Below are 26,159 nucleotides of genomic sequence, written 5' to 3' on the forward strand. Positions count from 1 at the left end.
TTCACGTTTCATCTGCAGGCGGTGTCCACACCACCTGATCAATCCGTGTTGCGCCGCTCGCCAGCATCACCAGCCGGTCGAAGCCGAGCGCGACGCCGCTCGCTTCCGGCATGGCGGCGACGGCAGCCAGAAAATCCTCGTCCAGCGGGTAGGCCTCGCCATAACGGCGCTGCTTCTCGGCCATCGATTCCGTGAAGCGCTTGCGCTGCTCCTCGGCATCGGTCAGTTCGCCAAAGCCGTTGGCGAGCTCGACGCCGCAGGCATAGACCTCGAACCGCTCGGCGACCCTGGGATCGCCAGACTTCACCCGCGCCAGGGCCGCCTCTGGAGATGGGTATTCGAGCAGGATGGTCAAACGTCCCTGCCCCAGCTGCGGCTCGACATGCTCGACCAGGACCTTGCTGAAGATATCCGACCAGGTGTCGTCCCCGGCCACACGGACCTTGCCGCCGGCCGCCTGGGCCAGCGAGGCACGGTTACCCTCGCCGCCCGAGATTGTCGACAGCAGGTCGATGCCGGCGAAGCGGTCGAAGGCGCCGGCCACGGTCAGAAGCTCGGGCTCAGCGAAGGGATCGGCGGTCCGCCCCCGGAACGAGAAAGTCCCGATCCCGGTCGTTTGCGCCGACCGGGCGATGACATGGACGGTATCGGCCATGATGGCGTCATAGGGGGCGCGGGCCCGGTACCACTCCAGCATGGTGAATTCGGGCAGATGCAGGTCGCCACGCTCGCGGTCGCGGAACACCCGTGCAAACTCGAAAATCCGCTCCTCCCCCGCCGCCAGCAGCTTCTTGCAGGCGAATTCCGGGGATGTCCGCAGGTATCGGCTGGCCCGGCTGCCATCCGGCCGCATGATCTCGGTCCGGGGGGCGTGCAGATGGGTCTCATTGCCCGGGGAGACCTGGAGCACGGAGGTTTCGACCTCGACAAACCCCTGTTCGGCGAAATAGCCCCTGAGAGACCCGGTAATGGCCCCCCGCGCCCTGAGGAATGGCCGCCGGTCGACATGCCTGCCAGGCGACCAGAATGGCGAGATCGGCTTGTCCCCAGCCATTAACCGACCGCCCCGCAGGCCAGCAAAAAGCTGGCATCCAGCGGCAAAATCAGTATGTTGCGGCCCGAAACGGGCGCCGAGGTCTGATTTGAGGCCCCAAGTCCCCCATCAATTTGACCACGTCCTGGCCGCAGCCGGGCCAAGCAAGCAGGAAATACAGCTTTGAGAGTCATCGCCAGTTCTATTCGCAAGGGCAACGTGATCGAGCAAGACGGCAAGCTCTATGTCGTCGTGAGCGCCGAGAACATCCATCCCGGCAAGGGCACCCCGGTCAGCCAGATCGAAATGCGCCGAATCTCGGACGGGGTAAAGATCTCCGAACGCTACAAGACCACCGACCAGGTCGAAAAGGCCACGATCGAAGAGCGCAACTACACCTTCCTGTATGAAGATGGCGACGGCTTCCACTTCATGAACCCCGAGACCTACGACCAGGTCCAGGTGCCCAAGGACGTCGTCGGCGACGCGGCCGCGTATCTTCAGCCGGAGATGATCGTCAAGCTGTCGACCCACGACGTCAACGTGGTCTCGCTCGCGCTGCCGCAGCGCGTGACGCTGGAAGTGGTCGAGACCGAGCCGGTGACCAAGGGCCAGACCGCTTCGTCCTCCTACAAGCCCGCGGTGCTGTCCAACGGCATCCGCACCGCCGTGCCGCCGCACATCTCGGTCGGCACCCGCATCGTGGTGATGACCGAAGACGGCTCCTACTCCGAGCGCGCCAAGGACTAAGAGGGATCAAAGCAGGTGCCGCCAGGGGGCGAGACAGTGGTTGGGAAGAGTTTCCGCTTCGTCTCGCTGCTTCTGGCGTCGCTCTCGCTCCTCTATGCCGCTCCGCTCGCCGCGGACGAGTTCCGCAGCCCCTCACTCACGGCCCTGCGCGTCGATTGGCGCGCAGCACTCGACCAGCTCCGTGCCGAGATCAACAGCCGCCCCCAGATCGCGGGCGACTTCACCTTCGTGCCCCGCCGCTCGGTGCCCCGCTACGATCCGCGCGCAACGCCGGCGCTGGTGCAGCTCAACGGGATCTCCTCGCAATTCTTCACCGGCATTGCCCGCAGCTCCGTGCCGGTGCTGCTGCCGTTCGATGCGGGGGCCTATCTCGAGGCCCGGCGCAGCGGCGCACCAGCAAGCCTGTCGCTGTCGCGCTACCAGGCTGATTTCAATCCCGTCGACATGTTCGATGCCGGTCCCGCCGGATACAGCGCGACCTTTTCGCTCGAGCCCGGCGCCGGCGACGGCATGCCGAGCCGGGTCTATGCGCGGCCGGTCGAGGTGCAGATCACGGGCTCGGCGCTGCTCTACGACATCGCTGACCCCAACGGCGGCAAGGGCGAGCCGGTCAAGCCGCTCGCCACGACCTATCCGGACCTACGCAAGTTCATCCGCGAAGGTTACGTCCGCTACGCCTTCGCGCGCTTTGGCGTCGCCTATGTGGTGTCGGTGCAGTGCCTCGACAGCGTCGCAAAACCGCGGCGGCTCGCCTGCAAGGAAGCCTATCCGGTGGCCGAGCGCTTCCTCAAAGCGCTGCGCGTTGCCGGTGGCCAGCGCATCCGGCCGCTGACGGACATTGCCTCCGGCGTTCTCGACCGTCCCGCGGCGCGCTCCCCCGATTTCAGCTATCGTCCGAGCGGCGACATCATCCCCAACACCGGCTATCGCAACAAGAGCGGCCATCCCGACGTGATGGCCTATGCGCAGATCCGCTTTCCGCTCGACAAGGCCCCCGCTTTCGTGCGCTCGCAATCCTACGCCAAGCGCGACAGAAACGAGGGCGTGACCTCCTATCCCTGGCGTGACAATTTCTGCGAGTCCCGCAGCTTCGAAGTCTGGCAATGCGCCGGCGGTTACGGTCATCAGGGCGAGGACATCCGCGCGGCCGAGTGCCCTCCGCCCGGCGAGGGCCGCGAACCCTGCGATCCCAAGCAGCGCGCGGTCGTCGCCGTACGCGACGCCGTGGTGATCCGCGCCTCCAAGGACCAGGCCGCGACGCTCGAGATCAACAGCCGGACCGAGCACATCCGCTTCCGCTACATGCACATGAATCCGCAGGCTATGAATGCCGACGGCCTGCTCAACGGCCGCATCGTCGCCGAGGGCGAGAAGATCGGCGTGGTCTCGAACTATCTCGACCATCCCGCCGGCACCTCGCTGCACCTGCATTTCGACGCCCAGGTGTTCACCCGCGACGGCTGGATCTGGGTCAGTCCCTACGTCACGCTCGTGTCGGCCTATGAGCGCCTGATCCGCGGCCGCGGCCGCGAGATTGGCCCGGAGATCGCCGTCACGTCCCAGCCGGTGGCTCACGCGCTGCCGGAGGACGTGCTCAAGCCGGACCTGCGCGAGGGATCCAGCAGCGACGAGAATTGACGGCTTGCTCGTTCCAAATCCGGGCGGTGCACGAGCGGGTTGTCGCGCGCGACCGCCGGCCCGCACGAAAAAGGGTTGGTGTTGATGAGTGTCGGACTGATCGGTCTTCTCGACGAGATCGCGGCGATTGCAAAAGTGGCAGCCGCCTCGCTCGACGATGTCGCGAGCCAGGCTGCCAAGGCAGGCGTAAAGGCCGCGGGCGTAGTCATCGACGATGCTGCCGTCACGCCGAACTATGTCATCGGCTTTGCCGCGAAGCGCGAACTGCCGATCGTCGGCAAGATAGCGGTCGGATCGCTCCGCAATAAATTGCTCATCCTGCTCCCCGCTGCGCTGCTGCTCGGCTATTTCCTGCCGTCTGCGGTCACGCCGCTGCTGATGCTGGGCGGAGCGTTCCTCTGCTACGAGGGTGCCGAGAAAGTGCTCGAGGCGGTGATGCCGCATCATGCGCACGAGCACGAAGCCCAGCTTCAGCCGATTGCGTTGAACGCGCAGTCGGTCGAGGACGAGAAGGTCGCGAGCGCCATCAAGACGGATTTCATCCTGTCCGCGGAGATCATGGCGATCACTCTGGCGGCGCTCCCGGCAGGCAGCATCTGGACGCAGGCGCTGGTCTTGGCGGTGGTCGGTTTCTGCATCACGGCCGGGGTGTATGGCCTGGTCGCGCTGATCGTGAAGGCCGACGATGCCGGCCTCGCCCTTGCGCGCTATGACGGCGCCTCGGTCGTCGGCGGTGCGATCCGCGGGCTTGGACGCGGCCTCGTCCGCGGCATGCCCGGCTTCCTGACGGTGCTGAGCACCGTCGGCACCGCCGCCATGATCTGGGTCGGCGGCGGCATCATCCTGCATGGCATCGAAAAATATGGCCCGCCCGCGATCGGCCACACGGTCCATGCCGCAACCGAGGCTGCCGCGCACCTCCTTCCATCCATCGCCGGCGTCATGGCATGGTCGGTCGGGGCAGCCATCTCGGGCGTGGTTGGCCTGCTTGTCGGCGCGCTTGCGATTCCGGTCGTCGAATACGCTCTCTCACCGGTATGGAAGCGGTTGAGGCGATCCTGATCGTCCCGAAACCGGCGAGCCGTCCCCCGACTACTCCAGCAACGTCGTCAGTTGCGCGCCCTCGTCAGCCACGAACACTGCGATCAATTCTGCTGGCTCCGTCATGCTGGCATTGGCCGAGACGAGATGCGTCGAGCCCGGCGGCTCGAAGAAGGACTGGCCGACGCCGAATGTCTCGACCGGTCCGCCACCAAGCTGGGAGCGGATCTCGCCCTTGGTGATGTAGGCGGTCACCGAGCCGGCATGGCGATGCGGCCGCGAGAACCCGCCCGGGCCGTAGAAGACACGGACGATGGTGACGCGCTTGCCCGGCACGTTCGGCAAGGCGTAGGAGCCGATCGGCTCGACCCTGTCGAGCGGCGAGCTCTCGGGCGCGGTGGCGCAGAGCGGCGCCAGCGCACCGGCGACGGTATCGATCGTCAGCGGCAGCGCCTTGCCGATCGCGAACGCGCAGGCGAGCCCTGCAATGGCCGCGAGAGCCATCGAACGCGACGGCATGGGACGTTGGGCGGCGGAAAAGCTCATGGCTGTCATCGTGATCTCCCTTGTCTGCATCAGGATGCGGCGGCGGCCGCTGCGACCGGCCGCTTCGCGGGCGTCCAGCGGAACGCCGCGCCAAACCGGTTCCAGACGTTGATCGAGGCGACCGCCGAGGTCAGATAGGTCAGCTCCGTCTCGGAGAACTCGCCAGAGGCTTCCGCGTAGATTTCCTCGCTGACGCCATCGGGCAGACAGGTCAGCGCCTCGGCCCAGGCCAGGGCCGCCCGCTCGCGCGCGGAAAAGATCGGCGCCTCGCGCCAAACCGCGACCAGATGGAGCTTGTCGGCCGGCACGCCGATGCGCTCCGACAGCAGGACATGATGCTGCACGCAGAAGGCGCAGCCGTTGATCTGCGAGGCGCGCAGCTTGACCAGCTCGAGCAACTGCTTGTCGAGGCCGGCCTTGGCCGCCACCTGGCCCAGCGCCAGCACCAGATCGTACGCGTCCGGCGCGATCCTCTTGAAATCCTCGTATTCGCTGCGGGCGTGTGACATTGCCGTGCACCTCGTGTTATTGTAAGAGTGCTTACATTGTATAAGAGCTCTTACATGACGCGCAAGACCGCCGACATCACAAGATCGAAGGCCCCGCGGAAGGCCTCCACCGACGACGGCGCCGTGCGCGTGCCCGCGCCCGGCGAGGGCAAGCGCGGCGAGGACGGCTATCTCGGCTATCTGCTGCGCCAGGCCCATGCCGCGGTGCGCCTGACCATGGAGCGGACGCTCGCCGATCTCGGCGTGACGTCGCCGCAATTCGCGGTCTTGACGATGCTCAAGGCCTATCCGGGCCTATCCGGGGCCGACGTCGCCCGCCTCACCTTCCTGACGCCGCAGACCGTCGGCGTCATCATCCGCAATCTCGAGCGCGACGGCGCGATCGTGATGACGCCTCATCCGGTCCACGGCCGCATCCAGCAATGGACGCTGACGGCGCGTGGGACGACGCTGCTGAAGGCTTGCCGCGAGCGCGTGATCGCGTTGGAGAAGCGCCTCGCCGAGGGGCTCGATGCCAGGGCCGAGGCGAGCATTCGCCGCTGGCTCGCCAACATCGCAACCGAATTGCAGGACGACCAGGCCTAGTCGCCGCCGCCTCCGTCCCCGCCGCCGTCACACCCGGCGGCATCCGAGAAGTCGCCGCCGGTATCGCCACCACTGTGAATGCCGCGGCCAAAGTTCTCGGCAAGGATCATCAGGATCACGACAAATAGTCCTGCGCCGAAGGGCCAGGGGTTGGCACGGATGATGTCGAACAGCTCCCGCATGCCCGCATCTTGCGAGACAAGAACGAACCGACCGTAAAACGGCAGGCTTAAGATCGTGGATATCGTGCCGGGCGGGAGGGCACCTACCCGCCCATCAATGATTTCTTAACCTCGCGGTCCGACCAGTTCTCACCGGCTGCGATCACCCGGACCCGGCTCTGGTCCGCAGCGTTCACCAGCACATGCGAACTCACCCGGTCGCCGCTCGGCTCCAGGTGCAGATCGGTTTCGGGCTTCCAGCCCAGCGTGGCCGCGAGATCGCCGGGAAAGATCTGCCATTGCGATCCGTCGTCGAGCTCGACGACATGGCTCTCCGCATGCGCGCGTATCTTCATTCCACCCCGATTTCTCGATGAACGGAAAGGCCCCGGCACTCATGGCCGGGGCCTGATCCGTCAGTCGTTGTCGTGATGAATCACGGTCTTGCTGCGATTGCCGAATTCATCTTCCTTCTTGATCACGGTGGTGCGGTTCGCCGGCTCCCGCTCCTTGATGACAGTGGTGCGGTCACGCTCGCGGACGCGATAGTCCGGGGACTGACCGACCGTGACGCCGGCGCCGACCGGGCCGACGTGAACGCCGACTTCATCAGCGAATGCGGGGGCCGCGATGGCGGTGACCATGGCGGCGGCAAACAGGTACTTCCTCATATTCTCCTCCTCATTGTCGTGCGGAGGGAATGCAGGACTGCGACACTTTGTTCCGAGGGAACGGCCTATCCGGCAGTTCCAGGAACCGGCTCACACGGGCCTTGTTTCCCGCTAGAATGGGCCCATGAAACACGCTGATTCCTCGCATCGTCACACCCGCCGCACCCTGCTGAAATCCGCACTCGGCGCCGCAGCCTTGATGGCGTCGCCGACACGCATCCTTGCCGCACCCGCAGGCTTCGACGAATGGCGCGAGTCCTTTCGCGCACGCGCGATGGCGAAGGGGATTTCGGCCGCGACCTGGCAGCGGGCAATGGGCCGGGTCGAGCCCGACATGAGCGTGTTCAAGCAGATGCGCAACCAGCCTGAATTCCACGAGCAGGTCTGGCAGTACATCAACCGCCGCGTCTCCGACTGGCGCATCATCAACGGCAAGATCGCGCTGAAGAACAACGAGGCGCTGCTCGCGCGCATCGAGCGCGACTTCGGCGTCGAGCGCGGCACGCTGCTGGCGCTGTGGGGCGTCGAATCCGCCTATGGCGATCCGCTGGTGCAGCAGAACCACATGACGCCGGTGTTTCCCTCGCTCGCCGCGCTCGCCTGGAACGAGCCGCGCCGCAAGGCCTATTGGGAGACCGAGCTGATCAATGCGCTGCGCATCGTCGACAAGGGCTGGAGCACGCCGGAGGAGATGAAAGGCTCGTGGGCCGGCGCGATGGGACATTCGCAATGGATGCCGGAGGTCTGGCTCAATGTCGGCATCGACTATGACGGCGACGGCAAGGTGTCGCCGTTCGGCAAGCCGGACGACGCGCTGGGCTCGACCGCAAAATACCTGGTCAATCGCGGCAAGTGGCGTCGGGGCGAGCACTGGGGTTACGAGGTGCGCGCATCAGGCGAGGCGAACGGCAGCCGGACCTATGCGGCCTGGCAGGCGGCGGGCGTCGGTCGCGCCGACGGCCAACCGTTCCCGCAGCCGAATGCGACCGCGCAGATGTGGACGCCTGTCGCGGGCGGACCGACCTTCCTGCTCGGGCCGAACTTCTATTCGGTGAAGAGCTACAACCCTTCCATGAACTATGCGCTGGCAATCTGCCATCTCGGCGATCGCTGCCTCGGCGCGCCGCCCTTCATCCAACCCTTCCCCGGCTCCGAGCGCGCGCTGACGCTGGCCGAGGTGCAGGAGATGCAGACGCGCCTGACCAAGGCCGGATTCGACACCGGCGGCACCGACGGCCGCGTCGGCAACGACACCATGAAGGCCGTGAAGGATTTCCAGCAGCGCGCCGGCATCGCGCCGGCGGACGGCTACGGCGGGCTGAAGGTGCTGGCGAAGCTGCGGCAGGGGTCGTAGGAGCCGATCATTCCGGGGCTCGCGTAGCGAGAACCCGGAATCTCGCGCAAACGATCTCTGGATTTTCGGGTTCGCGCGTCGCGCGCCCCGGAATGAGGTCAATGCCGATATTGCGGCTCTTCCGCATCGAGCTGCCTGCGGATTGCGGCGAGGTGCAGCCGCGCGGATTCTGAATCGCCGTCGCGCATCTGCCTGTAGGTTTCTGCCGCGATCGCGGGATCGACCGGCAGCACCTTTCGGCCGGTCGACATCGCCAGCACCTGCACCTCGGCGGCGCGTTCGAGGTAATAGAGATCGTCCCAGGCTTCCGCGATGGTCGGCGCCAGCACCATCACGCCGTGGTGCTTCATGAAGACGATGTCGGCATCGCCGACGGCGGAGGCGATGCGCGCGCCTTCGCGGTTGTCGAGCGCAAGGCCGTTATAGTCGCGGTCCACAGCGGTACGGCCGTAGAATTTCAGCGCGGTCTGGCCGGCCCAGATCAGCGGATCGCCCTCGGTCATCGACAGCGCGGTCGCGTAGGGCATGTGGGTGTGGAAGGCGACTTTCGCGCGCGGCAGCAGCCGGTGCATCTCGGCGTGGATGTAGAACGCGGTCGCCTCGGGCACGCCCTCGCCGTCGAGCACGTTGCCGTTGAAGTCACAGATCAGCAGCTTCGACGCGGTGATCTCGCGGAAGGCGTAGCCGTAGGGATTGACGAGAAAGAGGTCGTCATGGCCGGGCACGACGGCCGAAAAGTGATTGCAGATCCCCTCCTCAAAGCCGTTGCGCGCGGCCATACGGAAGCAGGCGGCAAGGTCCTCGCGCGCAGTGCGGATCGCATCGGTCGCGAGATCCGGACGGTTCGAGCGGAACGGCGCGGGCGAGGAGGAAGACGAATGAAGGCTGTGCGCCATGGCGAAGAACACCTTTGTCGGTCGGGAGCTTCGCGTTGTACAAGGGCTGCGCCTGCGCGTCAGCCCCTGCGGGCGCCACCCTGCCCTGCGCCGCTCAGGCGCGCCGCGGCACGCCGCCGGCGTTCATGCCGCCGTCGATGACGAGCTCGCTGCCCGTGACATAGCGCGAGGCATCGGAAGCCAGGTACAGCACGCCCGAGGCGATCTCCGCAGCCTGCCCGGCGCGGGCAAGCGGTGCGACAAGCCGAGCGCGCTCCTCCGGATCGATCGGCGCGTTCTGGCCGGCGCCGGTCGCCCCGGTCGGGATCTTGCCCCAGATCGGCGTGTCGATGATGCCGGGATGCACGGAGTTGACGCGGATACCGTCGGCCGCGATCGCGCACTCCATCGCGATCGACTTGGCAAACAGCCGCACGCCGCCCTTGGTTAGCGAATAGGCCGAAAGGCCCGGCGAGCCGCGCAGGCCGGCGAGCGAGGACATCATCACGATCGAGCCGCCGCCGGTCTTGCGCATCAAGGGCAGGCAGTGCTTGACCGAGAGAAACACGCCGTCGAGGTTGATCGCGTTCTGCTTGTGCCAGTCGGCGAGCGTCATGTCGACGATCGAGGGCACGGCGATGCCGATGCCGGCATTGGCGACGAGCACATCGAGCCGCCCGTAGCGCTTTGCGACATCGGCGACGATTTCGATCCAGCGTTCCTCGGACGTGACGTCCTGCTCCAGGAAAATCGCCTTGCCGCCGGCTTTGGTCACGCGCCTGGCCAGTTCAGGTCCGCGCAGATCGTCGATGTCGGTGATGACGACAGTCGCGCCCTCGCGCGCGAACAGCTCGACGATCGCCTCGCCGATACCCGATGCTCCGCCTGTCACCAGCGCGACCTTGCCCTCAACCTGACCTGCCATGTTCACTCCCTTTTTTGTTGTTTGAGCGATCCATTCTTGACGCATGATGTGGCCGGATCTTGCGTTTATCTGATCACGGACGGCCCCTGGTCCGGCAGCGCGATGTCGATGACGCGAAACTGCACCCGTTCCGCGCCCTGGTAGCGATCCACCGAGAGCGAGCCGGCGACATGCACTTGCTGGCCGCGATTGGCGAGCAGCGCGTTGCCGAGCTTCTGGCCGACCGAACGGAATGCGATGCCGTTGACGATGGCGCCGTCGCCCGACTTGAAGCGCAAGCGCAGATGCGCCTGGCCGACCTCGTCGGCGAACACCAGCTGGTGCCCCGGCAGCGCCAGCACCGGCTCCGGATTGCCGCTGCCGAAGGGACCGGCACGATTGAGCGTCGCCGCAAGCTCCGTCGTCACCGCACGCGCGGTGACCGCGCCGTCGATGTAGAGCTCGTTGACATGGCGGGCCTCGGCAACGTCCTGCGCCAGCGCGTTCTCGAGATAGGCGCGGAATTCGGCGAGCTTCTCTTTGCGCAGCGTCACACCCGCGGCCATCGCGTGGCCGCCGCCCTTGAGCAGAATGCCGTCCGTGACCGCCTGCCGTACCGCCTTGCCGATATCGACGCCGGCGATCGAGCGGCCCGAGCCGGTGCCGATGCCGCCCGGCTCCAGCGCAATGGCGAAGGCTGGCCGCGAAAACTTCTCCTTCAGGCGCGAGGCAACGAGGCCAACAACGCCCGGATGCCAGCCCTCGGAGGCCGTGACGATGACGCCGAGCTTGTCCTCGAGCCCGATCGAGGCCAGCGCCTCGGCTTCGGCCTGGGCTTCAGCCGCCTGCTCGATGACGCGGCGCTCGCTGTTGAGACGATCGAGCTCGGCGGCGATCCGCGCCGCCTCGACGCTGTCGCCTTCCAGCAGCAGCCGCACGCCGAGATCGGCGCGGCCGATGCGCCCGCCGGCATTGACGCGCGGGCCCAGCATGAAGCCGAGATGCCAGGCCTCCGGCGGGCCGTTGAGCCGGGCCACGTCCATCAGCGCGGTGTGCCCGACATGGTCGCGCCGCCGCATCGCGATCAGGCCTTTGGCGACGAAGGCGCGATTGAGGCCGATCAACGGCGCGACGTCGGCGACCGTCCCGAGCGCGACGTGATGCAGCATGCCGAGCAGATCGGGCTCGGGCATCTCGGAATTCCAGAAACCGCGCTGGCGCAGCTCGCGATTGACCGCAACCAGCGTCACCAGCACGAGGCCGACGGCGGCGAGATGGCCAAGGCCGGAGAGATCGTCCAGCCGGTTCGGGTTGACCAGCGCGTCAACCTCCGGCAGGTCCGTGCCGGCCTGATGGTGGTCGATCACGACCACGGACATGCCGAGACGCTTGGCCTCGGCGAGCGGCTCGATGCTGGTGGTGCCGCAATCGACGGTCACGAGCAGCGTTGCGCCCTTGGCCGCGAGGCCCCGCACCGCTTCGACGTTCGGGCCATAACCCTCAAAGATGCGGTCGGGAATGTGGATCAGCGGATCCAGCCCGCAATGACGCAGGTGCCAGGCCAACAGCGCCGACGAGGTCGCGCCGTCGACGTCGTAGTCGCCGAAGATCGCGACCTTCTCGCCTTTCGCCGCGGCATCGGCGATCCGCTTGGCGGCAGCCTCCATCTCCGTCACCGTGAACGGGTCCGGCATGAGCTTGCGGATGGTCGGGTCGAGAAAGTCGGGCACGGCGTCGATATCGACCCCGCGGCCGGCCAGCACCCGGGCCAGCAATTCCGGCAGTTGGTGCCGCTGCACGATGGCGAGCGCCTGGGCCGCCCCACGGGCATCCAGCCGGTCGCGCCAGAGCTTGTCGGTGAACGAGCGCGCGACCCCCAGGAATGCCTGGGGCGACTCGACGGGCAAGGCGGTGGCGGGCGGCGTCATAAATAGCAATTGGCTCGAGGAACTCAGGACCTGGCGGCAGATCGGCAGCGGGACGATTGGCCGGGAATCCCCCGGGATTTGCAATGTCCACGCCGCACAAAGCGGTGGATTGCCGCTTTGCTGCGCGGACTGACTATCATTTGGGCATTCCGCAAAACAGCAAATTAAGCAGGCGTTAGGCGGAATCCTCGAAAAAGAATCGTATTCGATCTGTAAGCATTTGTTCCGGGTTCATTGCAGATCAGGCCTCATTGCCAAGGGAAGTCCCCGATGTCTGCTGCGCTGGGTTTGAAAGCCAAGCCAATCGCCTCCGAACCCGCCGACGATGATTCCGACATCTCCGCGCTGATCAATCGCCTCACCGCGGAGGTCAACCAGATCGCGGTCGACAAGACCAAGGCGATCCAGCAGATCACCAACCAGATGAAGATGCTGGCGCTGAACGCGCTGATCGAAAGCTCGCGCGCCGGCGCGCAAGGCGCGGGCTTTGCGGTGGTGGCGCAGGAGGTGCGCGGCGTCGGCCAGCAGGTCGAGACCATCGCGCGCGAGCTTGAGACCCAGCTGACCAAGCGCACCGGCGACCTCGTCGCCTCGATCGACCGCATGAGCCAGCGCTCGCGCGGCGAACGCATGGTCGACCTCTCCCTCAATGCGGTCGAGCTGATCGACCGCAATCTCTATGAACGCACCTGCGACGTGCGCTGGTGGGCAACCGACTCTGCGGTCGTCGATTGCGCGGCCTCGCCGACACAGGCGGCGGTGAGCTATGCCTCGCAGCGCCTCGGCGTGATCCTCGGTGCCTACACCGTCTATCTCGACCTCTGGCTCTGTGACCTCGACGGCAACGTCATCGCCAATGGCCGGGCGGATCGTTTTCGTGTGGTCGGCCAGAACGTCGCCCACACCAAATGGTTTCGCGAGGCGCGCACCTTGCGCACCGGCGACGACTATGTCGCCGGCGACGTCGAGAACCAGCCCCTGCTCGGCAATGCGCAGGTCGCGACCTATTGCGCCAGTGTCCGCGCCGGCGGAGAGGCCCATGGCGCGCCGATCGGCGTGCTCGCGATCCATTTCGACTGGGAGCCCCAGGCCCGCGCCATCGTGCAGGGCGTGCGCGTCGGCGACAACGACAAGGCCCGCGTGCTGCTGGTCGACTCGAATCTCCGCGTCATCGCAGCTTCCGACGGCCAGGGCATCCTCAGCGAGCGCATCTCGTTGTCGCTGAACGGCCAGCGCTCCGGCTTCTATCAGGATCGCTCCGGCACGATGGTCGCCTTCCATGCAACGCCCGGCTACGAAACCTATCGCGGCCTCGGCTGGTACGGCGTCATCGTCTGCGGCGCGTAAGGCCCGCGCCTGCCCGATCAAAGTTGCGAAAACAACCCCATGCACAGTAAGCGTCGGGCTGTTTTTGTTCGTGTTTTTCCGTCTGCCCCTGCGGTTTGACCCGTCGGGCAAAACGCCGGCATTCTGCGACCATGGCCGCCGCTAGGCTCTGACGATATCTGCCCCGCCCACCGGCGATGTCATGATTCCGAGCGTCTGCGACGGACGCTCTCCGAACATCGCGAAGTAGTATTGCGAGAACCGGCCGAGCTCGTAAAACCCCTGCTGCATGGCGACGGCGGACACGGTGGTCGAGCCGGGTGTGCTCTCGCGCAGGATGGAATGAACCGCGCAGAGGCGCTTGTGCCGGAGGAAGCTGACCGGGCCGAGCCCGAACACTTCCTGAAAGGCGCGGTGCAAGGTCCGTCGCGATACGCTCATCGCCGCGCAGATCTCCGACACATGGACCGGGCGCGTGCCCGCCTCGTCGAGATAGTCCTCGACCCTGCGGATCATCCGCCGTGCGGAAGGCAGCCAGCCGATGTCATCGGGCGGCAGCGACGACATGACGTTGGCCGCCATGCATTCCACGATCGACCGCTTCCAGAAATCCGCCGTCGAGGGCGTCAGGCTGCCGGCGCGGGTGCGCAGATGCGACATGATCCGGACCAGCCGGCGCGAAGCGATCGCGCCGCTTTCGATGTCCGCCCGAAAATGCCCGCGGCTGCGCCAAGTCTCGGGATCGCACAGCCGCGCCTCGCCGCCAAAAAGGGATTCGACCTCGGCGAGATCGAAGCGCATCGCGGCATAAGCGGATGCGCCGTGGAAAACGCCGTCGTGATCGAGCAGCGGCGGGATCACGAGCACGTCGTTGAGCTGCATGTCGAACGACCAATGGGCAACGCGATCTTCGGCCGCGAGCAACATCCCGATGATCAGCTTGTCATCGCTCGAGACACGCTGCGTGCGCATGCCGACATTGAAGGTGCCGATGCTGAGCGAAAATTCCCCGATGCCGATATGCGACAACGTTCCGCGCAACCGCCCACGTCCGAGCTGCATCACGTCGACATGAGAGCCGTGAACAGCCTGGTGGAGACCTTCGAAACCGTCCAGCTTTTTCGAATCAACCAGAAGGAATTGCCCCATGGCTGCACTCTGGTCCTGAAGCGCGACAATTCTGCGGCAAGGAAAAGCGAAATACCACTACAACGCGAGGTGGTTACAGCAATCCGGCTTCGCGTTTTAAGGCAAATCTGCGACGAATTTGACGCAAGCATCTGCAATGCACAGCACTGTGCATAGGATAAATTCGTATCATGAGGCATCAGGTCTCATGGCGCGCTCCGCGTGCTGGCACAAATTGCACATTACAGGCTGCCAATCTTCGGATACCGTTTGCAACCCTAGCGATATCGATGAAAGCGCTCTGCGGAAGACAGGGCGCACGTGGCGGTTTGCCGCGTGCAGAACGAAGTGCGCGCAAAGGAAAGAGCTGTTGACGCACATACCGGCGTCCCTTCTCTCCCTGAGCGCCAAGAAGGAGGGGACCAGACAATGCGTCCAATCAACTGGGCAATGCGCCGTCGTCGACATAAGCTAGAGTCTGCACAATAGCGTCGGGTGGAATTCGCGGATCGGAGTTTCCACCATGCTGCGGGCGGATCTGGATCACTGCGAGTGGCTGCCGGACGACCTGAAGTCGGGCGAGATGGTCTTCATTCCCGGCGGAACCTTTCGCATGGGATCCGACCATCATTACCCCGAGGAGGCACCGAGCCATCGCGTCTCCCTCGATGGCTTCTGGATCGATCGCACGCCGGTCACCAACCGGCAATTCAAGCAATTCGTCAACGCGACCGGCCATGTCACGGAAGCGCAGATCGTCCCGAACGCCAAGGACTATCCTGGTGCGGTGAAGGAGATGCTCTACGCGGGGTCCCTGGTGTTCTCGCCGCTGCCGCGCATCACCGATCTCACCGACTGGAGCCAGTGGTGGTCCTTCATGCGCGGCGCCAACTGGCGCCACCCCTATGGCCCCGGCAGCAACATCAAGGGCCTCGACGACCATCCGGTCGTGCACATCTCCTATAGCGATGCGGAGGCCTATGCGCGCTGGGCCGGCAAGGATCTGCCGACCGAAGCCGAATGGGAGTTCGCCGCGCGCGGCGGTCTCGAGGCCGAAGAATTCGCCTGGGGTGATGCGCTTATGCCCGGTGGCAGGCACATGGCCAATATCTGGCAGGGCAACTTCCCCGTCCAGAATCTCGGCGAGGATGGGTACGAGCGTACCTCGCCGGTGATGGCCTTTCCGCCGAACGGCTACGGCCTGTACGACATGATCGGCAATGTCTGGGAGTGGACCTCGGACTGGTGGTCGTCCCGGCACGCGGCCGAGGCTGCAAAGCCCTGCTGCATTCCCAAAAATCCCCGCGGTGGTCGCGAGGATTCGAGCTACGACCCTCGCCTCCCCGACATCAAGATTCCCCGCAAGGTCCTGAAGGGCGGCTCGCATCTGTGCGCGCCGAACTATTGCCGCCGTTATCGTCCCGCTGCGCGCCACGCCGAGCCGGTCGACACCTCGACCAGCCATGTCGGCTTCCGCTGCGTGGCACGGCTGCCTCTCGTCATCCACCGCGAACCAGAAGGATCGTCTGCAATCTAGTCTGCTGCAACATTTGGAGTATCGCATGAGCAGCGAGTTGGAGAACAAGAACAACCCGCCCGGGGCTGAGCAACCGATCAATCGCCGAAATCTCCTCTTGGGAACGTCATCGATCGTCGCAGCAGCGACACTGACTTCGGAAGCGCTCGCGCAAGCGCAGAAGGCCGCGCCCTCTCCGGCCGCAAGCCCCGCTCCCGCTGCTCCTTCCGGCCGCAAGCCAAACATCCTCGTCATCTTCGGCGACGATGTCGGCGTCGCCAATATCAGCGCCTACTCCAACGGGCTGATGGGTTACGAGACGCCGAACATCGACCGCATCGCCCGCGAAGGCCTCAAGATGCAGCATTACTACGGCGAGCAATCCTGCACCGCCGGCCGGGCCGCATTCCTCACCGGCCAGCACGGCATCCGGACCGGCCTCACCAAGGTCGGCTATCCCGGCGCGCCGATGGGGATCAGCCAGCTCGATCCGACGGTCGGAGGCCTGCTCAAGAATCTCGGGTATGCCACCGGGCAATTCGGCAAGAACCATGTCGGCGACCGCAACGAAAACCTGCCGACGGTGAACGGCTTCGACGAGTTCTTCGGCAACCTCTACCATCTCAATGCCGAGGAAGAGCCGGAGCTGCCGGACTACCCCAAGGATCCCGCCTATCGCGCCAAGTTCGGTCCACGCGGCGTGCTCCGCTGCAAGGCGACCGATCGCGACGACCCGACCGAGGACCCGCGCTTCGGCAGGGTCGGCAAGCAGACCATCGAAGATACCGGCGCACTCACCAAGAAGCGGATGGAGACCATCGACGACGAAACGTCCGCCGCCGCGATCGAATTCATGAAGCGGCAGCAGAGCGCCGGCAAGCCGTTCTTCGTCTGGTTCAATTCGACGCGCATGCATCTGCGCACCCATGTGCGGCAGGACCATCGCGGCCGCTACACCCACGGCGATAGCGAATATATCGACGGCATGATGGAGCATGACGACACGGTCGGCCTGCTCCTGAAGACGCTCGACGACATGGGTGTCACCAACGACACCATCGTGCTCTACACCAGCGACAACGGCCCGCACATGAACACCTGGCCGGACGCAGCCATGACCTGGTTCCGTTCGGAGAAGAACACCAACTGGGAAGGCGCATTCCGTGTGCCCTGCCTGGTGCGCTGGCCCGCGACGATCAAGCCCGGCACGGTCAGCAACGAGCTGATGAGCCACAATGACTGGGTCCCGACGTTGTGCGCCTTCGCGGGCGAACCGGACATCATCAGCAAGCTGAAGGCCGGCTACACTGCGAACGGCATCGCCTACAAGGTGCATCTCGACGGTTACAACCAGTCGGCTTTCCTGCGCAATGTGAGCGGATCGGTCGCCAACAACAACGGCACCAAGAGCCTCCGCAACACGTTCTTCTATTCTGATGACGACGGCCTGCTCGTCGCGATCCGGCAGGGCGACTACAAATACGTGTTCTCGGAGCAACGCCTGCAAGGCACGATGGGCGTCTGGGCCGAGCCCTTCACCACGCTGCGCATGCAGAAGATCTACAATCTGTTCCAGGATCCGTTCGAGCGCGCCGACATCACCTCCAACACCTATTGGGACTGGCTGATCAATCACGTCGGAACGGTCTACGGCGTGATCGACGAGGTGGCGGTGTTCGCGGGGAGCTTCAAGGAGTTTCCGCCACGCTCGTTCCCGCCGAGCTTCAACCCGGCGACCATGATCGAGGAGATCACGGATGGGATCAAGGACGAGCGAAACCGTGCGGCAGGGAGGGCCCAGAGCATCGACAAGATCCGTGCGAATCTGCGGCAGATGATCGACCAGCAGATTCAGCAACGCGCGAAATAGCGCTCCGTCGGCCTGATGAAAGGACACCACGCATGGCGTCCCTGATCCGCCGCAGCCTTGTGATCGGTTTGGCGGTGCTCGCTTTCGCGAGCGCCCGCCAGGCCCTGGCGCAAACCGACCCATTACCATCCTGGAACGACGGCGCGGCAAAGGCCTCGATCATGACCTTCGTCGCGCAGGTGACCAGGGACGGCGGACCTGATTTTGTCGCGCCCGCCGAGCGCATCGCCGTGTTCGACAATGACGGGACGCTGTGGTGCGAGCAGCCGATCTATTTCCAGTTCGCCTTTGGCCTCGACAGCGTCAAATCGATGGCAGCGACACATCCTGAGTGGAGGCAGCAACAGCCGTTCAAGGCCTTCCTTGCGGGCGACAAGGACACGCTCGCCGCACAGGGCGAGAAGGGCTTGCTGACGCTGGTTGCGGCCGCTCACAGCGGCATGACGACGGAGGCCTACGCGACGTCGGTCGCCGACTGGCTTGGCAAGGCCAGCCATCCACGCTTTCGTCGCCCGTATAACGAGCTCGTCTACCAACCGATGGTGGAGCTGCTCACCTATCTCCGCGCCAACGGCTTCAAGACCTTCATCGTCTCGGGCGGCGGGGTCGAGTTCATGCGGGTGTGGGCCGAGAAGGCCTACGGCATCCCGCCGGAACAGGTGGTCGGCTCGTCCGGCGTCACGCAGTTCAGGATCGGCGCCGACGGGCGGCCGGTGCTGATGAAACTGGCCAAAGTCGAGTTCATCGATGACGGCCCCGGCAAGCCGTCCGGCATCAATCGTTTCATCGGGCGCCGGCCGATCTTCGCCTTCGGCAATTCGGACGGCGACCAGCAGATGCTGCAATGGACCGCGGCCGGCCCCGGCGCCCGCTTCCTCGGCATCGTCCATCACACCGACGCGGCCCGCGAATATGCCTACGACCGCCAGTCCAAGATCGGAAAGCTCGACAAGGCCTGGGACGAAGCGGTGCAGCGCGGCTGGACCGTCGTGGACATGGCCAAGGACTGGAAGACCGTTTTCGCATTCGAGCGCGGCAGCACGGGGCCGTCGCAATGACCAAGTGCCGCCAACCCAAACCCCGAGAGAGCAAGAAGAGGTGCGACGATGCCTGATCCAGCACGTGCCACACGATTTGCGACCTGCATTCTTGTGTGCATGGCGGGCGTGCCTGCCTCGCCGGTAGCAGCCGCCCCGCTTCAACCCAACGCGATCCAGCACGACGCCGCCACGTCAGCGGACATCATCGAGATCCGCGCCGCCGTTCGCCGCGGCGGTGCCGTGGTCGGTCCCCGTGGCGGCGCGGTCGTCCATCGCGGCGGCGCCGTCGTGGGGCCTCGCGGCGCGGCCTATCGCGGACGGACCGTTGCAGTCGGCCCCCGGGGCAACGTCGCGGTTCGCGGCACGACGGCGGTCGCCGGGCGCGGCGGCTGGGCGCGGCCGGGCTGGTATGGCTGGCCGCGCGGCGGAGCGATCGCCGCGGGCGCCGCGATCGGGGTCGTGACGGCGGCGACGGCGGCCGCGTGGGCGGGGGCGGCGCCCGCGCCCGGCATGTGCTGGTACTACACCGATCCGTCCCGGACCCAGGGGTTCTGGGACTATTGCCAATGACGGCAGCGCTCCGATGACAGCGAGGCGACCATCATGAGCGGTTACGACATCTTCGCCTGGATCGTGCTGCTGATCCTGCTGGCGAGCGCCGTCGGCGTCGTTTGCATCGCCGGCTGGCTGCCCGGCCACATCGCGAAATCGCGCAGCCATCCCTATGCGCAGGCCGTGACGGTCGCCGGCTGGGTCACTCTGTTCTTCGGCTTCGCACTGTGGCCCCTCGCCTTCATCTGGGCCTATGTCGACGTTCCCTCACGCAAAGCCGGAGATGCGTGATGGCCGTTGCCATTCTCAACACCTACCTCGTTCTGCTCTTCCTGCTGGTGCATTTCGGGCTGGTGCGCTTCAACCTGTTCTGGAAGGCCTCGCCCGCAATCGTCATGGTCCTGGTACTGCTTGGATTGTTGATCCCGATGGGCTGGGGCGCGCCGCAGGGCACAGCGCTGGTCGTGCGCAACGCCGTCTCGATCGTACCCGACGTCGCCGGCGAAGTGACCGACGTCCCCGTCGCCGCCAACGCGCCACTCAAATCCGGCGACGTGCTGTTCAAGATCGATCCGACGCCCTACGCCGCGCAGGTGAAGGCGATCGACGCGCAATACAAGCTCGCCAGGACGCGCCTCGGCCAGATGACGGAGCTCTATCAGCGCGACGCCGGGCGCGGTTTCGACGTCGAGCAGCGCCAGTCCGAGGCCGACCAATTGTCCGGCCAGCTCGAGGCCGCGCAGTGGAACCTCGACAAGACCGTCGTGCGTGCACCGGCCGATGGCTACGTCACCAACCTCGCGCTGCGCAAGGGCGCGCGGGTAGCCAACCTGCCGCTGTCGCCGGTGATGGCGTTCATCGATACCTCCAACACCATCATCGGCGTCGAGATCAACCAGATCGACGCGCGCTACATCGCGCCCGGCCAGGAGGTCGAAGCCACCTTCAAATTCGCGCCCGGGCAGATTTTCACCGGCAGGGTCGAAAGCGTGCTTCAGGCGATCTCCCCCGGACAGGCGCAGATCTCGGGCACGGCCGTGCTGCCGAAGACGATCGAGGCGGCGCCCTTCATCGTCCGCGTCAGGCTCGACGATGCCGAATTCGCGAGACGCCTGCCGGCCGGCAGTGCCGGGACCGCCGCGATCTACACCGACCGCCTCATTCCAACCCACGTCGTCCGCCGCGTGCTTCTGCGGCAGGTCGCGATCCTGAACTATGTCAATCCGTTCTGAGGAATCTCATGAAAAGAGCATTACTCGCATCGATCGGTTTGAGTATCGGGCTGATGGCCGGAAACCCAGCTTGGGCGCAGGGCATATCCGAGCAGCAGGCCTACGAGATCGCACGGGACGCCTACATCTACGCCTATCCCATCGTGACAATGGACGTGTCCATGCGTCAATCCACCAATGTCCCGAACGCAGGCGCGATCCCGCTCCGTGCTCCCGTCAACCAGTTTGCTCATGCCCGCACCTATCCACGTGCCGAGGACAGGGACGTCGTGCGCTACAATTTCGATACGCTCTACTCGCCGGTCTGGCTTGACCTGACGCGAGAGCCGATCGTCCTGTCGGTCCCCGATACGGATGGCCGCTATTACCTGCTCCCCATGCTGGACATGTGGACGGACGTATTCAGCGTGGTGGGCTCGCGCACGACCGGGACCGAGGCACAGAACTTCGTCCTGACTCCGCCGGGCTGGAGTGGAACGCTGCCGGAGCAGACGACTAAGATCGTCGCACCGACGCCGGTCATCTGGATTCTCGGGCGGACGCAGACCAACGGGCCTGCGGATTACGACAACGTGCACAAGATTCAGGACGGCTACAAGCTCACCCCGCTCAGCCAATGGGGCAAGGCATCCACGGCAGCGGCGAGCGCACCGACCGATCCGTCCATCGACAACAAGACGCCGCCGTTCGTTCAGGTCAACGGGATGAACGGCGTTGCGGTGCTCGGACGCCTGGCCGAACTGATGGCGAAACATCCACCGCATCCCAACGACTATCCGATCCTGTTCCGGATGCGGCAGATCGGGCTTGAACCCGGCAAGCCATTCGACGCGGCGAAGCTGGATCCGTCGCTGGTCAAGACGATCAATGCCGCAGCCAAGGAGGCGCTCGTCGATCTCGAACAATCCGGCAAGAGCGGCGCGGGCATCGGCCTTCACGTCAATGGCTGGTTCTATCAGACCAGCACCGTCGGCACCTACGGCACCGCCTACAAGCTGCGTGCCATGGGTGCGTTGATCGGGCTCGGCGTCAACCTGCCGGAAGACGCCGTCTATCCGGCTTCCTTTGTCGATTCCGACGGCAAACCTTACAGCGGCACCGGTCGGTACGTCCTGCATTTCGACAAAGGCAAGCTGCCGCCGGCAAATGCCTTCTGGTCAGTCACGCTCTACGACAAGGACGGCTTCCAGGCCCCGAACGCGCTCAACCGCTTTGCGATCGGCGATCGCGACAAGCTCCGGTTCAACGACGACGGTTCGCTCGACATCTACCTCCAGCACGAACCGCCCGAGCTCGACAAGATGGCGAACTGGCTGCCCGCCCCCGCCGGCGAGTTCAATCTCGCCATGCGCCTCTATTCGCCACAACGCGCGGCCCTCGATGGCACCTGGACGCCGCCGCCGGTCAAACGGGTGAATTGAGAGAATTGGCCGTCGGTCACCGTCCTCACGCTTGGATTTGATGAGAAGCAACATGATGAGAACAATCGCCGGAGCTGCCATCGCCACGCTGCTGACCCTGAGCGCGCAGGCCCAGACCACAGCGCCTGACGACCTTGCCGCGCGCAACATCCAGCGCCGCGCCGTCGAAGCCATGATCTGGGGCATGCCGGCGGTGAACGCCGATCTCATGCTCCAGACCATGCTGAAATCGACCAAGGCGAAGCCGAACGAGATCGTCTACTGGTCGAAGCCGGTGAACTGGAAGAACCAGACGCTGACGCCCAATCCGGATTCGATCTACTTCATGTCGTTCTGGAATGTGAAGGATGGGCCTGTCGTCGTCGAGATTCCACCGGCCGAGGGCGGCTCGATCGCCGGCAATATCGTGACGCTGTGGCAGATGCCGCTGGAAGACACCGGACCTGAAGGCGCCGACAAGGGTCAGGGCGGCAAATATCTGATCCTGCCGCCGGGCTACAAGGGCGAGGTGCCCGCAGGCTTCATCGCGCTGCAATCCGACGTGTTCAGCGGCTTCGCGCTGCTGCGCTCCAATCTCGCCAGCCACAGCGATGCCGATGTCGAAAAGTCGGTCGCCTACGGCAAGCGCATCAAAGTCTACCCGCTCGCGAACGCAAAGGAGCCGCCGCCGACCAGCTTCACTGACGCCTACGACGTCCTGTTCGACGCGACCATTCCCTATGATGCGAGCTTCTATCGCGGTCTCGATCGCGTGGTGCAGAACGAGCCGTGGCTCGATCGCGACCGCGCCATGATCGACCAGCTCGCGACCATCGGCATCGTCAAGGGCAAGCCGTTCAATCCGGACCCGAGCACGGTCGCGCTGCTCGATCAGGCGGCACGTGAGGCGCACGCGCTGCTGGCCCGGATCTATGACGCGGGCTTCCCCGTGATCAATCCCGGCATTCGCTGGTTCCCGGCCGCGGTGCCGGAGATGGTGAAGGCGGCCAGCGGCGGCTACGGCGATCCCAACGCCTATCCGGTCGACATGCGCGGCGTGACCTACACGCTCGGCTATACCGGCATCAAGCGGCTGGGGACGGCGCAGTTCTACCTGATGGCCAACAAGGACAAGGATGGCCGGGATTTCGACGGCAACGGCACCTATCGCCTGACCGTGCCGGCCAACGCGCCGGTCAAGCAGTATTGGTCCGCGACCGTCTACGACCGCGAGACGCATGCATTGGTGCGCAACATGCCGAGTGCCAGCCGCGCCTCGATCAGTCCGGGCCTTCAGAAGAAGGCCGACGGCTCGGTCGATGTCTATTTCGGGCCGAAGGCGCCGGAGGGGAAAGAAGCCAATTGGGTGCCGACCGACCCTGCCCGCAAGTTCGAGCTGCTGTTCCGCCTCTACGGGCCGGAGAAGGCGCTGTTCGACCACAGCTGGAAGCTGCCGGACGTCGAGCGCGTCGCAATGACGGTCGGGGGTGCGAGGTAGCCGCTTTGCGGTCTCTGTTTCAGTCTCAAGAGCAAAAAGGATCAGGACAATGAAGACGACGCTATTGCTGACGGCGGTCACACTGACGATCCTGTGTCACGAACCAGCTTACGCCGAAGGACAAGCCCCCTACAGTTTCGAACGCGGCTATCCAAGCGCCGACACGACCAAGCGGGCGCGGGACGATGCGGACATGCAGCGTGCGATCACGGCCTACCGCTTCTGGTATCCGACCGTCTCCGTGGAAGGCATCTTCAACGGCAACCGCGAACTTGGCTTAAAGGACGGCGAGAAGATGGGCATCGTCGCCGCAGGACCGCAGCAGGTCGGCTTCACGCTCAACTCGGATACGCCTTACGGCTCGGGCGTCATCGACGTCAGCAAGGGCCCCATCGTCATCGAACTGCCGGCCGGCCCCTATATTGGCCTGGTCAACGACCACAATCAGGGCTGGGTCCAGGACCTTGGCCTGCCCGGCCCAGATGCCGGCAAGGGCGGCAAGCATCTTGTCCTGCCTCCGGACTACAAGGGCAAGGTTCCCGCCGGCTATCATGTCGGCCAATCAAAATCCTACAAGAACCTGCTCGCCGTGCGCGCGTTGCCCGTCGGCGGTGACGTCAACAAGGCGATGGACGCGTTGCGGGCCATCAAGATCCATCCCCTTGGCGGCAACACCAATGTTGCCATCGTCGATATGACCGACCAGAAGCTGGACGCTTCATCGCTGCGCTGGGAGGACAACGGCAAGTTCTGGACGGTGCTGAAGCAGATCGTCGACGAGGAGCCGCTCGTCACATCGTTCCTGCCGATGTATGGCCTGCTTGCCGAGCTCGGCATCGAGAAGGGCAAGCCTTTCGCACCCGATGCGCGGATGACGGACATTCTCGATCGCGCTGCCAAGGCCGGACGCGACCAGATGCTGGTCTCGGCCTTCGACAGCGCGCGCCCTGACCGCATCAACTGGCCCGACCGCAAATGGGAATGGGTCGGCCTCACGCCAGGCAGCGCTCAGTTCGAAACCCCGACGGGTATGGACCTCGAAGCCCGCGACCGCTGGTTCGCACAGGCCATCGTGACATCGCCGGCGATGTTCCGTCGCTCGGCCGGTGCGGGCTCGCTGTACTGGATGAGCACGCGCGACGACACCGGCGCCTTCCTCGACGGCGCCAAAAACTACAAGCTCTCCATGCCGCAACCGGTGCCCGGAAGGCTGTTCTGGTCGGTCACGGTCTACGACACCCAGACCCGTTCGCAGGTGCAGACCGACCAGGCCAGGGGCGCGCTACGCTCGATGTTCGAGTTGAAGGACATCAAGGGCACCGCACCGGCGGACCTCTTCTTCGGTCCGGATGCGCCGCGAGGCAACGAAGCGCACTGGATCAAGACGCAGCCGGGACGCGGCTGGTTCGCCTACATCCGCATCTACGGTCCCGAGCAAGCCGCCTTCGACAAGAGCTGGAAGCCCGGTGACTTCACGGAGGTGAAGGCAGGCACGATCGGCAATGCGACGAGATGAGCGCGGGCCGCGAAACGCGACCTGTCGGGGTGGATGACATGATGGGACCAGGGAGACGTGATATGATGGGACATCTTCGCAAGGCTACGCTTGCAACCGCATTGACGATGGCGAGCTTCAGTGCTCAGCCCGCCCTCGCCGATTCAGGCGGGGTCAGCTTCTGGCTTCCCGGCATCTTCGGCAGCCTTGCCGCCGTGCCGGTGACGCCGGGATGGGCCTATTCGACGATCTACATCCATCTCAACGAGAAAGCCGGCGGCGGGCAGAACTTCGTCACCAGCGGCGGCATTCCCGGCTCGGTGACCGCCGGCCTCAACGCGCATGCCGACGTGCTCGTGCAAGGCATCACCTACACCTCGCCGATGCCGGTGCTCGGCGGCCAGGCCGCCTTCACGCTGCTCACCGCACCCGGCAATATCGGCATCGGCATCGATGCGACGCTGACCGGACCGCGCGGCAACGCCATCTCAGGCGGCGTCACGGACAACCGCACGACGCTGACGGACGTGTTCTATCAGGGCACGCTGAAATGGAACCAGGGCGTCCACAATGAGATGGTCTACATCACCGGCAACATCCCGAGCGGCACCTATGATTCCACGCGGCTCGCGAATTTGAGCTTTGGATTTCCCGCGGTCGACGCCGGGGCCGGCTACACCTATCTCGACCTCAAGACCGGCCACGAATTCTCGGTCGTCGGCGGCCTCACCTACAATTTCATGAACGGCGCACTGCAGTACCAGAACGGCATCGACTTCCATGTCGACTGGGCCGCTTCGCAGTTCGTGAGCAAGACCATCCATGTCGGCATCGCCGGCTATTTCTTCCAGCAGATCACCGACGACCGGGGCCCCGGCGCCAAGCTCGGCGGCTTCCGCGGCCAGGCGGTCGGCATCGGTCCGCAGATCGGCTTCATGATCCCGATGTCCGACGGCTACCAGGGCTATCTCAACGTCCGCGGCTACAAGGACCTCGAGACCGAGAACCGGCCGAACAGCTGGTCGACCTGGGTCACCTTCTCGGTCTCGCCGGCCGCACCCGAACCGGCCGCGAAAAAGCCCATCGTACGAAAGTTCTGACGGAGGC

The 26,159-nt window shown here is 65.1% G+C and carries 26 protein-coding genes; 16 read left to right on the forward strand and 10 right to left on the reverse strand.

Features of this window, described 5'->3' with window-relative positions:
• Position 1: 1 nt before the first annotated feature.
• On the reverse strand, positions 2 to 1,054 hold the full coding sequence (epmA, locus tag A7X65_RS07795; RefSeq protein WP_063683671.1) for an EF-P lysine aminoacylase EpmA: 1,053 nt from the start codon (positions 1,052 to 1,054) through the stop codon (positions 2 to 4).
• Between the two features lie 162 nt (positions 1,055 to 1,216).
• Between epmA and efp the strand changes: the two genes are divergently transcribed.
• The 3 genes from efp to A7X65_RS07810 all read left to right on the forward strand — a co-directional run bounded on the left by efp (position 1,217) and on the right by A7X65_RS07810 (position 4,483).
• Positions 1,217 to 1,783, forward strand: coding sequence for an elongation factor P (efp, locus tag A7X65_RS07800; protein WP_063683672.1), 567 nt, complete (start codon positions 1,217 to 1,219; stop codon positions 1,781 to 1,783).
• Positions 1,784 to 1,798: 15 nt separating this feature from the next.
• The gene (locus A7X65_RS07805) at positions 1,799 to 3,421 is read left to right on the forward strand and encodes a peptidoglycan DD-metalloendopeptidase family protein (RefSeq protein ID WP_063683673.1); all 1,623 of its coding nucleotides are present in this window, start codon (positions 1,799 to 1,801) and stop codon (positions 3,419 to 3,421) included.
• 84 nt (positions 3,422 to 3,505) lie between these two features.
• Positions 3,506 to 4,483, forward strand: coding sequence for a DUF808 domain-containing protein (locus tag A7X65_RS07810; RefSeq protein ID WP_063684861.1), 978 nt, complete (start codon positions 3,506 to 3,508; stop codon positions 4,481 to 4,483).
• A 30-nt stretch (positions 4,484 to 4,513) separates the two neighbouring features.
• On the opposite strand, the gene A7X65_RS07815 is transcribed toward A7X65_RS07810, so the two are convergent.
• Together A7X65_RS07815 and A7X65_RS07820 are read right to left on the reverse strand one after the other, a co-directional pair.
• Positions 4,514 to 5,017: a cupin domain-containing protein gene (locus A7X65_RS07815; protein ID WP_063684862.1), complete on the reverse strand. Its 504-nt coding sequence runs from the start codon at positions 5,015 to 5,017 to the stop codon at positions 4,514 to 4,516.
• 20 nt (positions 5,018 to 5,037) lie between these two features.
• Entirely contained in the window at positions 5,038 to 5,517 is a 480-nt protein-coding gene (locus A7X65_RS07820) for a carboxymuconolactone decarboxylase family protein (protein ID WP_063683674.1), read from the reverse strand.
• A gap of 54 nt (positions 5,518 to 5,571) precedes the next feature.
• Here A7X65_RS07820 and A7X65_RS07825 point away from each other — a divergent pair, with 54 nt between their 5' ends.
• Complete coding sequence (locus A7X65_RS07825; RefSeq protein WP_063683675.1) at positions 5,572 to 6,102, forward strand: MarR family winged helix-turn-helix transcriptional regulator; 531 nt, start codon at positions 5,572 to 5,574, stop codon at positions 6,100 to 6,102.
• Here the strand turns inward: A7X65_RS07825 and A7X65_RS07830 are convergent.
• From A7X65_RS07830 to A7X65_RS07840, 3 genes are all read right to left on the reverse strand, one after another.
• Positions 6,099 to 6,284, reverse strand: a complete 186-nt coding sequence (locus A7X65_RS07830; protein ID WP_063683676.1) for a hypothetical protein — start codon at positions 6,282 to 6,284, stop codon at positions 6,099 to 6,101. The genes A7X65_RS07825 and A7X65_RS07830 overlap by 4 nt on opposite strands.
• Before the next feature lie 83 nt (positions 6,285 to 6,367).
• On the reverse strand, positions 6,368 to 6,619 hold the full coding sequence (locus tag A7X65_RS07835) for a hypothetical protein (RefSeq protein ID WP_063683677.1): 252 nt from the start codon (positions 6,617 to 6,619) through the stop codon (positions 6,368 to 6,370).
• A gap of 60 nt (positions 6,620 to 6,679) precedes the next feature.
• Positions 6,680 to 6,934: a hypothetical protein gene (locus tag A7X65_RS07840; protein ID WP_063683678.1), complete on the reverse strand. Its 255-nt coding sequence runs from the start codon at positions 6,932 to 6,934 to the stop codon at positions 6,680 to 6,682.
• A gap of 124 nt (positions 6,935 to 7,058) precedes the next feature.
• Here A7X65_RS07840 and A7X65_RS07845 point away from each other — a divergent pair, with 124 nt between their 5' ends.
• A complete protein-coding gene (locus A7X65_RS07845) occupies positions 7,059 to 8,288 on the forward strand; it encodes a lytic murein transglycosylase (RefSeq protein WP_063683679.1) in 1,230 nt (409 codons plus the stop codon).
• 98 nt (positions 8,289 to 8,386) lie between these two features.
• On the opposite strand, the gene A7X65_RS07850 is transcribed toward A7X65_RS07845, so the two are convergent.
• The 3 genes from A7X65_RS07850 to recJ form a co-directional block, all read right to left on the reverse strand.
• Positions 8,387 to 9,184 (reverse strand): aldolase, encoded by a 798-nt coding sequence (locus tag A7X65_RS07850; RefSeq protein WP_063684863.1) that lies wholly within the window; start codon positions 9,182 to 9,184, stop codon positions 8,387 to 8,389.
• A gap of 94 nt (positions 9,185 to 9,278) precedes the next feature.
• The gene (locus tag A7X65_RS07855; RefSeq protein ID WP_063683680.1) at positions 9,279 to 10,088 is read right to left on the reverse strand and encodes an SDR family NAD(P)-dependent oxidoreductase; all 810 of its coding nucleotides are present in this window, start codon (positions 10,086 to 10,088) and stop codon (positions 9,279 to 9,281) included.
• Between the two features lie 65 nt (positions 10,089 to 10,153).
• Entirely contained in the window at positions 10,154 to 11,995 is a 1,842-nt protein-coding gene (gene recJ, locus A7X65_RS07860; RefSeq protein ID WP_063683681.1) for a single-stranded-DNA-specific exonuclease RecJ, read from the reverse strand.
• 270 nt (positions 11,996 to 12,265) lie between these two features.
• Between recJ and A7X65_RS07865 the strand changes: the two genes are divergently transcribed.
• Positions 12,266 to 13,342, forward strand: a complete 1,077-nt coding sequence (locus A7X65_RS07865; protein ID WP_063683682.1) for a methyl-accepting chemotaxis protein — start codon at positions 12,266 to 12,268, stop codon at positions 13,340 to 13,342.
• Positions 13,343 to 13,483: 141 nt separating this feature from the next.
• Here A7X65_RS07865 and A7X65_RS07870 read toward each other — a convergent pair whose 3' ends face one another.
• Positions 13,484 to 14,470 (reverse strand): helix-turn-helix domain-containing protein, encoded by a 987-nt coding sequence (locus tag A7X65_RS07870; RefSeq protein ID WP_063683683.1) that lies wholly within the window; start codon positions 14,468 to 14,470, stop codon positions 13,484 to 13,486.
• Between the two features lie 502 nt (positions 14,471 to 14,972).
• Here A7X65_RS07870 and A7X65_RS07875 point away from each other — a divergent pair.
• From A7X65_RS07875 to A7X65_RS07920, 10 genes are all read left to right on the forward strand, one after another.
• Positions 14,973 to 15,986 (forward strand): formylglycine-generating enzyme family protein, encoded by a 1,014-nt coding sequence (locus A7X65_RS07875; protein ID WP_063683684.1) that lies wholly within the window; start codon positions 14,973 to 14,975, stop codon positions 15,984 to 15,986.
• A 25-nt stretch (positions 15,987 to 16,011) separates the two neighbouring features.
• Positions 16,012 to 17,835, forward strand: coding sequence for an arylsulfatase (locus A7X65_RS07880; RefSeq protein WP_063683685.1), 1,824 nt, complete (start codon positions 16,012 to 16,014; stop codon positions 17,833 to 17,835).
• A 32-nt stretch (positions 17,836 to 17,867) separates the two neighbouring features.
• On the forward strand, positions 17,868 to 18,893 hold the full coding sequence (locus tag A7X65_RS07885) for an HAD family hydrolase (protein ID WP_063683686.1): 1,026 nt from the start codon (positions 17,868 to 17,870) through the stop codon (positions 18,891 to 18,893).
• Between the two features lie 48 nt (positions 18,894 to 18,941).
• The gene (locus A7X65_RS07890) at positions 18,942 to 19,445 is read left to right on the forward strand and encodes a hypothetical protein (RefSeq protein WP_063683687.1); all 504 of its coding nucleotides are present in this window, start codon (positions 18,942 to 18,944) and stop codon (positions 19,443 to 19,445) included.
• 33 nt (positions 19,446 to 19,478) lie between these two features.
• Entirely contained in the window at positions 19,479 to 19,718 is a 240-nt protein-coding gene (locus A7X65_RS07895; RefSeq protein WP_063683688.1) for a DUF3302 domain-containing protein, read from the forward strand.
• The gene (locus A7X65_RS07900; RefSeq protein ID WP_063683689.1) at positions 19,718 to 20,659 is read left to right on the forward strand and encodes an HlyD family secretion protein; all 942 of its coding nucleotides are present in this window, start codon (positions 19,718 to 19,720) and stop codon (positions 20,657 to 20,659) included. Before A7X65_RS07895 ends, A7X65_RS07900 begins: the two co-directional genes overlap by 1 nt.
• Before the next feature lie 8 nt (positions 20,660 to 20,667).
• Positions 20,668 to 22,080, forward strand: coding sequence for a DUF1254 domain-containing protein (locus tag A7X65_RS07905; protein ID WP_082884853.1), 1,413 nt, complete (start codon positions 20,668 to 20,670; stop codon positions 22,078 to 22,080).
• Positions 22,081 to 22,132: 52 nt separating this feature from the next.
• Complete coding sequence (locus tag A7X65_RS07910; protein WP_063684864.1) at positions 22,133 to 23,557, forward strand: DUF1254 domain-containing protein; 1,425 nt, start codon at positions 22,133 to 22,135, stop codon at positions 23,555 to 23,557.
• A gap of 49 nt (positions 23,558 to 23,606) precedes the next feature.
• The gene (locus A7X65_RS07915) at positions 23,607 to 25,073 is read left to right on the forward strand and encodes a DUF1254 domain-containing protein (protein ID WP_063683691.1); all 1,467 of its coding nucleotides are present in this window, start codon (positions 23,607 to 23,609) and stop codon (positions 25,071 to 25,073) included.
• Positions 25,074 to 25,135: 62 nt separating this feature from the next.
• Positions 25,136 to 26,152: a SphA family protein gene (locus tag A7X65_RS07920; protein WP_063683692.1), complete on the forward strand. Its 1,017-nt coding sequence runs from the start codon at positions 25,136 to 25,138 to the stop codon at positions 26,150 to 26,152.
• Positions 26,153 to 26,159 lie beyond the last annotated feature (7 nt).

This window comes from Bradyrhizobium stylosanthis, assembly GCF_001641335.1.
Lineage (GTDB): Bacteria > Pseudomonadota > Alphaproteobacteria > Rhizobiales > Xanthobacteraceae > Bradyrhizobium > Bradyrhizobium stylosanthis.